This window comes from Cupriavidus sp. GW822-FHT02D05 (genome assembly GCF_058802485.1).
The window spans coordinates 443,896-456,587 of sequence record NZ_JBXAOE010000001.1; the positions used below are offsets into that span (position 1 = coordinate 443,896).

The window sequence follows — 12,692 nt, forward strand, 5'->3', positions numbered from 1 at the left end:
AGAGGTTGGTCACGAAGGAAGGTGCGTATTGTAATGAGTTGGCCGGCAGGGGAGCTTGATCTGACGATCGCTTGATCGTCAGATCGAGACGCGGCGGCCAATCTCCACCACCTGATCGCTGGGCAGCCGGAAAAGATCGGTAACGTGCATGCCGTTCCTGACCATCAAGGCGAACAGTTTGCCTTGCCAGCGCGGCATCCGGCTGTCGCCCTCGCGCAGCACGATGGTCTCCAGGCCCATGTAGTAGGTGATGGTGCCCAGGTCCAGCCCGCAGGGCAGCATCTGGGGCTGTAGCAGCAGCTTGGGAATATCGGGCCGCTCCATAAAGCCGTAGCGGGCGTTGGCGCGCCAGAAACCCGGCATCGGTTGCGTTAGCGTCAGGCGCTCGGCATCCTTGATCCATGGCACCGTCTCCGTCACGATGCTCACGGCAAGGATCTTCTGCTGCAAGGCGTGGTTGCGCTTGACATGCCACAGCATCACCGGCGGCGTGCCATCCAGCGTTCGCGTCAGGAACACCCCGGTCCCGGGCACGCGCGGAATGTGCTTTGCCTGCACCTCGCCCAGGAACGCGTCGATCGGCAGGATGTCTTCGTTGATGGCTGCCGAAATCGCGGCCGTGCCCCGATGCCAGATCAACATGACGCTGTAGACAACCACCGCCAGCATCAACGGGATATACCCGCCATCCAGTACCTTGGCGAGATTGGCCACGAAGAACCCGCCGTCGATGATCAGGAAGACGCCGGACACGGCCGCGCTGGCCCACAGGCTCCAGCCCCAGATATCGCGCATGGCGATAAACAGCAGCACGGACGTCATCAGCATGGTGAGGGAAACGGCGATGCCATACGCGGAGGCCAGTTGATCCGATGACTTGAAGAACAGTGCAAGGCTGACCGTCACCACCATCAGCAGCCAGTTGACCGTGCCAACGTAGATCTGCCCGTAGCCCTCCTCGGAGGTCTGCCTGATCTGCAGATGCGGCAGCCATCCCAGCAGGATCGCCTGGCGCGTCATGGAAAACGCGCCAGTAATAATGGACTGGCTGGCGATCACCGTCGCCACGGCGGCCAGGATAACCAAGGGCACCAGCAGCGGCGGCGGGCAGAGCAGGTAAAAGATGTTGTGCGTTGAATCGGCCCCGGACAACACCAGCGCGGCCTGTCCGGCATAGTTAAGCAGCAGGCTGGGGAACACGATGGCGGACCATGCCAGGCGGATCGGGCGCGGGCCGAAATGGCCCATGTCGGCATACAGCGCCTCGGCGCCGGTCACGCAGAGGAAAATGCCGCCCAGCACCAGGAAACTGGTATAGCCATTGGAGAACAGGAATTCCAGGCCATAGATCGGATTGAGCGCAATCAGGATCGACGGGTGCAACAGGATGCCGCGAATGCCGAGCACGGCTATGCAAAAGAACCATAATGCCATCACCGGCCCGAAGGCCCTGCCGATGCGGGACGTTCCCATCGGCTGGATGGCAAAGAGCGCCACCAGTATGGCCACCGTGGCCGGCAGGATAATGGATTTGGCCTCGGGAAAGACAATCTCCAGCCCCTCCAGCGCGGAGAGCACGGAGATGGCGGGTGTGATCGCGCCGTCGCCATAGATCAATGCCGCCCCGAACAGCCCGGCGGCCACCACCAGCGGGCGTTTCTTCTGCTTGATTCCCAACAGCGACATCAAGGCGAGAATGCCGCCTTCGCCGTTGTTATCGATGCGCATGGCGAAGGACACGTACTTTACCGTCGTGATGATGATCAATGTCCAGATCAGCAGGCTCAAGAGGCCCAGGATAACCGGTGCCGACGGTTTGCCCCCCGAGAGCGCGAGCACGGTTTTCAGGGTGTAGAGCGGGCTGGTGCCGATGTCGCCAAATACCACGCCCAGTGCGGACAGCCCCATGACGGCGAGGCCGGAACGGGTTTTAGCGGGCGTATCGATCAGCGCAGGGGCTTGCGGCATGACTATCTCTCCAGGCAACCCATTGAAGAACATTCCGGGAAGCCCGGGATGCAGATCATGGTTTGTAAGCCAACATGATGATAATCGCGAGGCAAAACCCGCGATCTGTCCGCGAAACGCGGACCGGCCCGAGCGCGAGCCGTTGGCCAGGGCCGGCGGCCCGGCAACCGTGCGTGCAGGTTGCCAGGCGAACCGGTTGTGGGCAGGGTCGCCTGCGGGCGGGCCACCCTGGCGGGCAACGCGATCAGGCTGCCGGAACCGGACGCCCGGTCAGCGGATAGTTCGGATCGTTGTAGCCATGCGTGGAGGCATGTCCGGGGCGCACCAGCTGGTCGACCAGGGCCTCCTCTTCGGCGGAGATGGGCACGCCGACGGCGCCAAAGTAATCCTCGAACTGTGCCAGCGTGCGCGGCCCGGCAATCACCGAGCTGACGATCGGGTTGGCCAATACCCAGGCGGTAGCGAACTGGCCCAGCTTGAGGCCGCGCGCATCGGCATGCGCCTTCAGCGTCTGGGCAATCACCAGCGATTCCTCGCGGAATTCCGTTTCCATCATGCGGCGGTCGGCGCGGCCTGCGCGTGAGTCTTGCGGGGGCTGCTGGCCGGGCAGGTACTTGCCGGTGAGCACGCCGCGCGCGATCGGGCTGTAGGGCACCACCCCAAGGCCGAAGTGCTGGCAGGCCGGCAGGATTTCCACCTCGGGCATGCGGTTGAGCAGGTTGTAGTAAGGCTGGCAAACCACCGGGCGCGGCACACCCAGCTGGTCGCACAAGCGTGCGACCTCGGCGATGCGCCAGCCGCGGAAATTGGACAAGGCCCAGTAGCGGATCTTGCCGGCACGGACCAGGTCGCCCATGGCACGCACGGGTTCTTCCAGGTTTTCGCCGGGGTAGTCGCGGTGCAGGTAGAGGATGTCGAGGTAGTCGGTGCCAAGGCGGCCCAGGCTTTGCTCGACTTCGCGCAGGATCCAGGCGCGCGAGTAGTGCGAATGGTTGGGCGCAGCCTGCATCGGATTGCCGAGCTTGCTGGCCAGGATCCAGTCATGGCGGTCGGCGGCGAGCAGCTTGCCCACCATGCGCTCGGAGCCGCCCTTGCTATACACGTCCGCGGTGTCGATGAAGTTGACGCCGTGCGCGCGAGCGCTGTCGACGATGCGGCCGGCCTCGGCTTCGTCGGTCTGGTCGGCGAACATCATGGTGCCGAGGCACAGGGCCGATACCTTGAGGTTGCTGGCGCCCAGGCGCCGGTATTCCATCTTGAACTCTGACATTGCGGTCTTCCTTGATGTGGCTGGCGGTCAGGCAGTAACGCGGTAAGGCGTGAAAGCTTAACGCCTGCGAGGAAATTCTGCCTGCCCCGGGGCGCGGCTATGCCAGAATGCTAGCCATTGTGGTCCGGCTCCGCCAAGGCGAAATCTAACGATCATGCTCAGCCCCTCCCTCGTCGCGGCGATCGTGCTGGTGTTCCATCTGCTTGGCGTCGTCGCGGCCTTGCATGCGGTCATGACGGTGCGCACCGCGCCCGGCGCCATTGCGTGGGCCGGCTCGCTGGTGATGATGCCGTATTTCACGCTGATCCCGTACCTGATCCTCGGCAGCAGCAGTTTTGCCGGCTACGTGAATGCCCGGCGCTTCAACAACGACCGGCTGCGCGAGGTCACGCATGAGATGGAGCCGCACGAGCGCGAGGCGCGCGACGCCAGCGTGGTGCACTCGCCCGCCCAGCCTTACCTGCGCGCCTTGCCCCGGCTGACCGGCATGCCCTGCCTGGCCAATAACGCGGTGCGGCTGCTGGTCAACGGCGAGGCGACGTTCGAAGCCATCTTTGCGGCGATCGCCGCCGCGCGGCAGGTGGTGATCGTGCAGTTCTTCATCGTCCACGACGACGCGCTCGGGCGGCGCCTGCAGAGCCTGCTGTGCGAACGCGCCGCCGCGGGCGTGAAGGTGTATTTCCTCTACGACAGCATCGGCTCGCATGCGTTGCCCGGCCAATACGTCAAGGTGCTGCTGGCTGCCGGGGTGGAGGCGCGCGCCTTCGCCACGCGGCGCGGCTTTGTCAACCGCTTTCAGCTCAATTTCCGCAACCATCGCAAGCTGGTGGTGGTGGATGGGGAATGCGCGTTTACGGGCGGTCACAACGTCGGCAACGAGTACCTCGGGCAAAAGCCGCCGCTGGCACCCTGGCGCGACACGCATATCGAGATCCGCGGCAGCGCCGTGCTGGACTTGCAGATGGTGTTTGCCGAAGACTGGTTCTGGGCCGCGCGGGAGGTGCCGATGCTGCTGCCCCCGCCGGCAGCACCTGCCGGGGGCATGACCTGCCAGGTGGTGCCGTCCGGCCCCGCCGACGCGCAGGAGACCTGCTCGCTGTTCTTCGTCGAGGCGATCCAGGCGGCGCGCTGGCGGGTGTGGATCACCAGCCCGTACTTCGTGCCGGACGAGGCCGTGTTCGCCGTACTTCGGCTGGCGGTGCTGCGCGGGGTCGACGTACGCATCCTGCTGCCGGCGCGCCCCGACCATCTCGTGGTGTTCGCCGCCTCCACGCTGTATGCCTACCAGGCGGTCTGCGCGGGCGTGAAGCTCTATCGCTACCAGCCGGGCTTCCTGCACCAGAAGGTCATCCTGATCGACGATGAGGCCGCGGCGGTTGGCAGCGCGAATCTCGATAACCGTTCGTTCCGGCTCAATTTCGAGCTGATGGTGATGACCGCGGACCGCGATTTTGCCGCCAGCGTGACGCACATGCTGGAGGCGGACTTCGCGCAGGCCTGCCAGATCGAGCGCAGCGAATACACCGCCGCGCCGACGCTGCGCCGCGTGGCGATGCACGTGGCCACGCTATTTGCGCCGATCCTATAGCCATGTGCCGTGCGCCAGGCCCTGCGCGCCGTGCGCCGTGCCTACAGATCCGCTTGCGCCGATTGCCTCGAGGTGCCGGTTGGCCAGTCGCGGCGCATGATGATGTAGGTGAAGGATGTCGACCAGCCGATCAGGATCAGGCCCACCAGCGGCTCGATGCTGGCGAGCAGGCGCGTGGCGCCGACCGGCGCGATGTCGCCCAGGCTTTGCGTGGTGAACGTTTCAAGCGAGAAGTAGAGGTAGACGATGGGCGTGATGGGATGGGCGCTGGCAAGGCCGCCCAGGCCCAGCACATGGCCCGCCACCCAGTAGCCGACGGCAAACACCATGGCTTCAAGGCTATGGGCCAGGATGATGCAGACGATCAGCACGCCAACGTTGACGCGGCCGGTCCAGCGGCGCGGATTCATGCCGGACAGCAGGCGCAGGGCTTCGTAGTGGATGGCGACCACGGTCACGGTGAGGATACTGGCGCAGGCCAAGGCCAGGAGGTCGTGGACGGTGAGGTTCATTGGGCATTCCTTGTCGGGCCGGGATCGCCTCGGTTGGGCGCGGCACGCGGGTAATGACCGCCCTTGCCGCCGGGATGTTCCCCGGCGCATGGCCGCACACGGTCACAAACTGCTTGGAATGTAACGGGGGATCACGCGCAATGCCAGCCCGAAGCGCACTGGCGCGGCTAGGGAAGCGGCGTGGCGAAGCGGCGGCGCAGCCAGCCTACCAGCGGCCCGAGCCAGGGCAGTTGCTGCCAGAGCTCCTGCGCGGCGTCCCAGTAGTCGCGATGGAGTGTCACGCGTCCATCGTCGTCAAAGCGAAAATGCGAACTACCGTGCACCTGGTAGGGCTTGCCCTTCAGGGTGAAGTGGAAGTCCCACAGCACAAACGCCTGGCCCGGCTGCCGGAATTGCTCACCGATCACAAAGCGCGGGTTGTCCGTGGCGACGAACATGTGCGCAAAGATCCGGCGGATCGCCTCGCGTCCGCGCACATCGTTGAAGGGATCCTTGAAGCGGGCATCGTCGGCATAGAAGCGCGCGATGTCGCCCAGCGAGGCGGGCGAGAGCGTTTCGTACCATCGCAGCAGGGCGGTCAACTCTGTCAACTCTGTCAATTCTGTCAATTCGGTCAACTCGGCCAATTCGGTCAACTCCGTCAATGCGTTCGGGCGGGTCAGGGGCATCACGGCGCGTCCATCACTTTTTGCAGAGCCGCAAGGCGCAGCCGGTAGGGTAACAGGCTGGCGAGCTTGAGCAGGCGGGTGAAGCGGCGCGGGAAATCGATCTCGAAGCGGCCGCGCGCCAGCCCCTGCAGGATGGCCTCGGCGGCGGCCTCGGGGGTGAGCAGGGCAGGCATCGGGAACGCGTTGTTGGCCGTCAGGCGTGTCTTGACGAATCCCGGGTTGACCAGGTAGACGCCAAGCCCGCGCGGATGCAGCTCGGCGTAGAGCAGTTCGGCCAGGTTGATCAGCGCGGCCTTGGTCGGCCCGTAGACGGTGGCGTTGGGCAGGCCCATGTAGCCGGCCACGCTGGCGACCAGCGCCAGGCTGCCGCTACCGCGCGCGAGCATGTCGGTGAGCGTGGCCTGCAGCCCGTAGTAGACGCTGTTCAGGTTGGTCTCGATGGTGTGGCGCACGCTCTCGGCTTCCAGCTCCCAGGGGCGCAACGCACGATAATCGGCCGCGCAAAACACCACCAGGTCCACGCCTTCCCAGGCCTCGCGCAACGCGTCATGCGCCTGGCGCCAGGCGTTGGGGTCGGTGGCATCCATCGGCAGCAGCAGCGCCGTCGCATGCTCGCCGGCAACCGCCTTGAGGGCTTCAGCCCGGCGCGCCGACAGGGCTACCCAGGCGCCGCGCGCAAGCAGGGCGCGCGCCAGCGCCGCGCCGATACCGCTCGATGCGCCGACCAGCCAGACCCGCTTTTCGCGCCAATCCGTCCAGCGGGGGTTGAGTGCCGTCCAGGCCATGGTTGCCTCTCTGATTTGCGCCGCAGCCGCGATTCGGTCATTGCGGTCATTGCGGTCATTGCGGCTATTGCAGCGATTGCGGGCGCCGGAAGAACACCGTGACCTGGCCAACCTCGAAACCGAATTTCGAGACGCTGGCGCGATTGATCATGGTGTGCGCGTCGACCAGGTACATCCAGTCGTCGAACTGCACGTCATACGTAGCGTCTCCCACTGGCAGCCGCAGCGTGTAGCGCCAGTTCAGCGTGTTGCCAGCGCTGTGCCCGATCGCGTCGCCCACCACGTCGCCGGCGCGGCCGCGCCAGGTGCCGTCGGGCTGGCGCGTCAGCGTCCAGGTGCGCTGCTCGGTGCTGCCGTCGCTGTAGGTGAAGTGCTCGTCCAGTACGAAATCGCTGCCTTGCCGGCGGCCCTCGATGGCTACCGTGAAGCGCTTGACCACCTCGCCGCTGCGTTTCTGGAACATGCCCCAGGCCTCTGTCTTGCCGCCAAAGAAAGCCGGCACATCGAGCGCGGGCTGCTGCTGCGCGTACTGCGAAACGTCCGGGCCAGCGCAGGCAGCCAGCCATAGCGCGGCGTACAGCAGCAGGTGTTTGCCGCAGCGCGACGGGGCAAGGCGAATCATGTCGGGTCCTCCATCTGTGGTGCCTGGGCCGTGCGCAGGCACAGCATGGCGCCGAGCTTGAACAGGCAGGGCAGGCCGCTGTAGACCAGCGCCAGGGCATGGCTGCCGGCCGCCGTGCCGCCCGCGCCAGGCTGGTAGCCGCACCAGGCCAGCAATGGCAGCGCCAGGCCCGACAACGCGAGCGCCAGCTTGCCCAGCAGGCTCCAGATGCCGTAGTAGCCGGCGGGTTGCTCGCCGGGGGGAATCAGGCAGGCCAGCAGCACCGGCGGCAGCGCCAGGTCGGCGCCAAGCGCAAGCCCCGCCAGCACGCACACGGCCAGGTAGGCGCCGGTGTCGCCTGTGCCCAGGCCGGCCGCCCAGACAAAGGCGGCCACCGCCAGCGCCATGCCAAGCCGCCACGCCCGCGCGAGGCCGATGCGCGCGGAAAGCCGGGTCCAGAGCGGCAGGCCGGCAGCGCCCGCCGCGAAATAGGTGGCGAGGAACGCGCCGGACCACTGTGGCGCGCCCAGCCGATCCTGGATGAAGAACAGAGCCAGCGTAGCCGGTATCGAGACCGACACCGCATTGAGGAAATACGGCAGCAGCAGGCGCCGGAATGCACGGTTGGCGAGCGTGGCGCGCCAACCGTGCACGCCAGCGCTGTGGTGGCGCCAGGCCGGCGCGTGCCGCAGCAGCAACGCCAGCGCGCCCAGCAGCAAGGCGGCGAACACCAAGGCATAGCACGCCATGGCCGGCGCGGCGGGCCAGCCCGATACGCCCGGAAGCCAGGTAGGCAGGACGCTGGCCAGCATCACCCCGGCCAGGCCCGCTGCCTCTCGCCAGGCCGCGGCGCGGGTCAGCGTGGCCGGCTCGCCAGACAGGCGCGCGCCCCAGGCCAGGTAAGCAATGTTGACCACGCTGTGCGCGCTGTAGACCAGTACCAGCGAGAGCGCCAGCCAGGCGGCCAGCGCCCCGCCGCGCACGGGCGGCAGCCACAGCATGGCAAAGGAGGCCGAGAGCACCAGGCACGCCAGCCACAACGCCGGCGCCAGCTTGCCGCGCTGCGCCAGGTGGTCGATCCAGCGGCCGAGGAATGGGTCCTGCACGGTGTCGAGCAGCCGCGCGGCGAACAACACCGTGCCGGTCGCGGACAAGGCCAGCCCGAGCTCGCTCGCGTAGTAGGCGGGCACCTGCACGTAGACCGGCAGGGCGGCCATGGCCAGCGGCATGCCGAGCAGGCCATAGGCAGCCATGGCGGATGCCGGGGCGGGCGCTGGGAGGGCCGGATCGGGATTGGGCGCGGTGGGCGTCGCGGCAGTCGCGCTGCCGAGGTGCGGCGCGGTCATCGTGCGAGCCCAAGCAGGCGCTGGCGCAACGCCGGCGCGCGCGTGGCGGGGTCGAGCCAGATCGAGAAAAACGCCTGCGCGAAGGCGGGGTCGTCGATCTCGGTGGTCAGCCGATCACCTGCGTAGAAGCGCACGCCCTTGCCTGGCATGAACACGCCAGTGAGCGTGTCACCCGGGCGCACGTCGACAAACGCCTGTGCCATGCTGGCGCGCCAGCTATCGAGCATCTGCGGGCTGGGCGGCGTGTTGCCGGCGCTGCCGATGCGCTTCATCTCGTCCAGGCTGGTTTCGACCAGGCGCTCGCGCTTGATGCTGCGGTCGTAGGTGAGTTGCAGCGCAAAGGGCGCATCCGGCGCGATCGGCAGCTGTGCGCTCCAGAGCTGGGCGGTATAGAGGCGAAATCCAAACACGCGAAATTCGCCTTCGCCCGATAGCCGGGCGGGCTGCACGTCTGCGTGCCAGCCCGTCGCGGCAAGCGCTGGGATACAGAGGATGGCCATGGCGAGGGCGGCGGCAGCGCGGCGCATCTCAGGCATTCCGCTGAAGCACGAACTGCATGACGTCGGTGCGGCCTTCGTCGAATCCGGCTTCGCAGTAGCACAAGTACAGGCGCCAGGTACGGATGAAGACCGCATCGAAGCCCTGCGCGGCGACATCATCAAGCCCCTGCTCGAAGGCCGCGCGCCAGCGCCGCAGCGTCTCGGCGTAATCCGGGCCAAACGCCAGCGTGACGCGGCTTTCCAGCCCGGCCCGCAACCCAGCCCTCAGGAATCGCTCGGGGCTGGGCAGCATGCCGCCCGGGAACACGTACTCGCGGATAAAGTCGCTGCTCGCGCGATAGGCCTTGAAGCGCGGCTCTTCGATGGTGATCGACTGCACCAGCGCGCGCGCGCCGGGCCGCAGGCGCTGGTGCAGCATCTGGAAGTAGCCGGGCCAATAGCGCTCGCCCACGGCCTCGAACATCTCGATGGAGACAATGGCGTCGTACTCGCCATCGAGATCCCGGTAGTCGCGCAGCTCCAGCCGGGCGAGCCCTTCCAGACCGGCCTGGGTCACGCGTTGCTGCGCTACCTCAAGCTGTGCGGAGGAGATGGTGATGCCGTGCACGTGGATCCCTTGCCTTGCCGCATGCATGGCAAAGCCGCCCCAGCCGCAGCCCACCTCCAGCACGCGCATGCCGGGCTTGAGGCCGAGCGTGTCGACGATATGCTGGTACTTGGCGTCCTGCGCCGCTTCCAGCGGCCGGGCCCGCTCGCCCTGGAACAGCGCGGCCGAATAAGTCCAGGTCGGGTCCAGCCAGCGCTGGTAGAAGGCGTTGCCCAGGTCGTAGTGCGCGTGGATATTGCGGCGGCTGCCGGTACGGCTGTTGGGGCGCAGCCGGTGGCGCAGGCCATACCACAGCCGCGCAAGCCAGCTGCCGACCACGGTCTGCGGCAGCGCGGACTCATTGCGGATGGCCAGGCGCAGCAGCGCGGTGAGGTCCGGCGTATCCAGCCAGCCTGCGCGGTAGGCTTCGGCAAAGCCGATGTCCCCGGCGCGCAGGATCTCGGCACAGGCACGCCAGTCGCGCAGTTCCAGGCGCGCGCCGGGTCCGGCATGCGGATCGCCAAACAGGCACTGCTCACCCGAGGGCGCGACCAGCAACAGGTGGCCAACGCGGATGCGCGCGAGCAGGGTTAAGAAAAGACGGGCTGACGCAGGGGCACCGTCGGGCGGCAGGGTTAGCGCGCGAGAGGGCGTCATGGCTTGTTTTCCTCGAACTGCGACAGGTTGGCGGAGGGGTTGGGGAAACTGGTCGGGCCGGGGGGATCCGCACCGGGGCCTGGGTCTTTGCCGCGGAACGGCACTTTCTTCAGCCACAGGCGCAGTGCCTGCCAGTGGATGCGCGCCATCACCGACACCGTGAGCCAGGGCTGCCTCGCCAGCGCACCCAGCACATTGGCGCGCGAAAACGGCAGGCGGCGCCCGCCGATCGCGGTACGGATCACGAGGCCCGTGGCGTCGTAGTAGTCAATGCCGGCAAAGCTGGTGCCGCCGGTATCGCGCAGGCGGAACGCATAGCTGCCCTCGACCACGCAGAACGGCGACACATGCAGCGCCTTGTGGCAGCTCAGCACGGTGTCGGGGCCGATTGCGCAGCGGTCGGGCGCGCACAGCAAGTAACGGTGGCTGGCGCCGAAGGTGTTGTTGACCTCGGCCAGCACCGTGCGCAACTGGCCGGCGCGGTCATGGCAATGCCAGAAGCTCACCGGGTTGAAGGCATAGCCGAACACGCGCGGGAACGTCTGCAGCCAGATCTCGCCGTCGGCCGGCAGGTTGGCCTCGGCCAGCAGCTTGCGCATCCACGCGGCCAGGTCGCTGCCATCGCGCGGGCCGTAGTCGCGCGTGGCAAGCGACAGCGGCGCCCAGCGGTCGATGCCGAACCACCAGTGGCGCAAGGCAGGCAGGCGGTCGAGATTGCAGCGCAGGTAGAACACCGGATACACAAAGCGGTGGCGTGCGGGACGCAGGCGCTCATGCATCACGCGGCCAAGTAGCAACCACGCGGGCGGCGCGTCGGCGGGGCTGCTGGCGAGGTGGTCTTCCATGCCGCTCATAGCCTGGCCCAGTCTGGGAGCACATCGAAATCGGCGGCCACGCGCAGCGCGGACTTGAGCCCGTCCTCATGGAAGCCGTAGCCCGTCCAGGCCCCGGCAAACCAGGTGCGGCGCCGGCCCTGCAACGCGGGCAGCGCGGACTGCGCCGCCACGGCGGCCAGGTCAAAGACCGGATGCTGGTAGTGATAGCGGCCCAGTTCCGTGCCGGGCGCTGGCGCGGTGACGGGGTTGAGCGTCACCACCACCGGGGTCTTGAAGGGCAATGGCTGGAGCTGGTTGCACAGGTAGCTCACGCAGACCGGGCGGGTGTGGCCGGCATGATCGTGCGTGCCCGGGCCCGCATCGTGGGTGCCAACGGCACCGCCCAGGTAGTTCCAGGCTGACCACACCTTGCGCCGGCGCGGCAGCAGGGCCGGATCGGTATGCAGGATCGCCAGGTTCGGCTGGTACTGCACCGCGCCAAGCGTATGGCGCTCGCCGGGATCCGCGTCCGCCAGCATGCGCAGCGTGGTGGGCGCATGGGTGGCCAGCACCACCGCGTCGAAGTGCTCGGGGCCATCTTCGGTCAGCAGGTCAACGCCGCGCTCATGCCTGCGGATGCTGCGCACGGGCGTCGATATCCGGATGGCGGCATCGCGCTGCGCCAGTTGCGCGGCGATCCGCTGTACATAATCGCGCCCGCCGCCCTGCACCGTTTTCCACTGCGGCCGGTTGTTGACCTGCAGCAAGGCGTGGTTGAGGCAGAAGCGCAGGAAGGTGGCGGCAGGGAAACGCAGGATATCGGCGGTCGCGCTGGACCAGATCGCCGCCGCCATCGGCAGCAGGTAGTTGTGGCGAAACGGCTGGCCATAGCCGCCGTCGAGCAGCAATTGGTCCACCGAGCAGCCGCTCCGGATGGCCAGCGCCAGGTTGCGCTCGGCGGCACCGTTGAAGCGCACGATATCGCGCAGCATCGACAGGAAGCTGGGCGAAAAGAGGTTGCGGCGCTGCGCGAACACGGTGTTGAGGTTGCTGCCGGCCCATTCCAGCCGGCCCTGGTCCAGCGATACCGAGAACGACATATCGGTGGGGTAGGCCGTGACCCCAAGCTCGGCGAACAGCGCGATCAGGTTGGGATAGGTGCGGTCGTTGAACACAAGGAAGCCGGTGTCCACGGGATGGCGCGCGCCCTCCAGCTCGACCTCGACCGTGTTGGTATGCCCCCCCAGGTAGTCACCGGCTTCAAACAATGTGATGTTGTGCCGACGCGACAGCAGATAGGCGCTCGCCAGGCCGGAGATGCCTGCGCCGACCACGGCGATGCGCTGGCCGCGCGGATAGGTTCCGGGCGCGCCGCTCATGCCGGTTCCTGGCTGGC

12 protein-coding genes are annotated in these 12,692 nt (G+C 67.1%); 1 reads left to right on the forward strand and 11 read right to left on the reverse strand.

Going from position 1 to position 12,692, the window contains the following annotated elements:
• Positions 1-78 precede the first annotated feature (78 nt).
• Together AC1RQK_RS02030 and AC1RQK_RS02035 are read right to left on the reverse strand one after the other, a co-directional pair.
• Positions 79-1,968 (reverse strand): potassium transporter Kup, encoded by a 1,890-nt coding sequence (locus AC1RQK_RS02030; protein ID WP_492807381.1) that lies wholly within the window; start codon positions 1,966-1,968, stop codon positions 79-81.
• A gap of 244 nt (positions 1,969-2,212) precedes the next feature.
• A complete protein-coding gene (locus tag AC1RQK_RS02035) occupies positions 2,213-3,238 on the reverse strand; it encodes an aldo/keto reductase (protein WP_492374231.1) in 1,026 nt (341 codons plus the stop codon).
• A 154-nt stretch (positions 3,239-3,392) separates the two neighbouring features.
• On the opposite strand from AC1RQK_RS02035, the gene cls reads away from it, so the two are divergent.
• On the forward strand, positions 3,393-4,826 hold the full coding sequence (gene cls / locus AC1RQK_RS02040) for a cardiolipin synthase (RefSeq protein WP_492374230.1): 1,434 nt from the start codon (positions 3,393-3,395) through the stop codon (positions 4,824-4,826).
• Between the two features lie 41 nt (positions 4,827-4,867).
• Here the strand turns inward: cls and AC1RQK_RS02045 are convergent, their stop codons facing one another.
• The 9 genes from AC1RQK_RS02045 to AC1RQK_RS02085 form a co-directional block, all read right to left on the reverse strand.
• Positions 4,868-5,338: an ion channel gene (locus AC1RQK_RS02045; RefSeq protein ID WP_492374229.1), complete on the reverse strand. Its 471-nt coding sequence runs from the start codon at positions 5,336-5,338 to the stop codon at positions 4,868-4,870.
• A gap of 167 nt (positions 5,339-5,505) precedes the next feature.
• Positions 5,506-6,006, reverse strand: coding sequence for a nuclear transport factor 2 family protein (locus AC1RQK_RS02050; RefSeq protein WP_492807383.1), 501 nt, complete (start codon positions 6,004-6,006; stop codon positions 5,506-5,508).
• The gene (locus AC1RQK_RS02055; protein ID WP_492807384.1) at positions 6,006-6,791 is read right to left on the reverse strand and encodes an SDR family NAD(P)-dependent oxidoreductase; all 786 of its coding nucleotides are present in this window, start codon (positions 6,789-6,791) and stop codon (positions 6,006-6,008) included. Before AC1RQK_RS02055 ends, AC1RQK_RS02050 begins: the two co-directional genes overlap by 1 nt.
• Positions 6,792-6,855: 64 nt before the next feature.
• A complete protein-coding gene (locus tag AC1RQK_RS02060) occupies positions 6,856-7,413 on the reverse strand; it encodes a DUF3833 domain-containing protein (protein ID WP_492807386.1) in 558 nt (185 codons plus the stop codon).
• Complete coding sequence (locus AC1RQK_RS02065) at positions 7,410-8,738, reverse strand: MFS transporter (RefSeq protein WP_492807388.1); 1,329 nt, start codon at positions 8,736-8,738, stop codon at positions 7,410-7,412. The genes AC1RQK_RS02060 and AC1RQK_RS02065 overlap by 4 nt, the downstream gene beginning before the upstream one ends.
• Entirely contained in the window at positions 8,735-9,265 is a 531-nt protein-coding gene (locus AC1RQK_RS02070) for a chalcone isomerase family protein (RefSeq protein WP_492807390.1), read from the reverse strand. Before AC1RQK_RS02070 ends, AC1RQK_RS02065 begins: the two co-directional genes overlap by 4 nt.
• A 1-nt stretch (position 9,266) precedes the next feature.
• Positions 9,267-10,481, reverse strand: a complete 1,215-nt coding sequence (locus tag AC1RQK_RS02075) for a class I SAM-dependent methyltransferase (RefSeq protein ID WP_492807392.1) — start codon at positions 10,479-10,481, stop codon at positions 9,267-9,269.
• Entirely contained in the window at positions 10,478-11,326 is an 849-nt protein-coding gene (locus tag AC1RQK_RS02080; RefSeq protein ID WP_492807394.1) for a DUF1365 domain-containing protein, read from the reverse strand. Before AC1RQK_RS02080 ends, AC1RQK_RS02075 begins: the two co-directional genes overlap by 4 nt.
• Positions 11,327-11,331: 5 nt before the next feature.
• The gene (locus AC1RQK_RS02085) at positions 11,332-12,675 is read right to left on the reverse strand and encodes an NAD(P)/FAD-dependent oxidoreductase (protein ID WP_492807395.1); all 1,344 of its coding nucleotides are present in this window, start codon (positions 12,673-12,675) and stop codon (positions 11,332-11,334) included.
• Positions 12,676-12,692 lie beyond the last annotated feature (17 nt).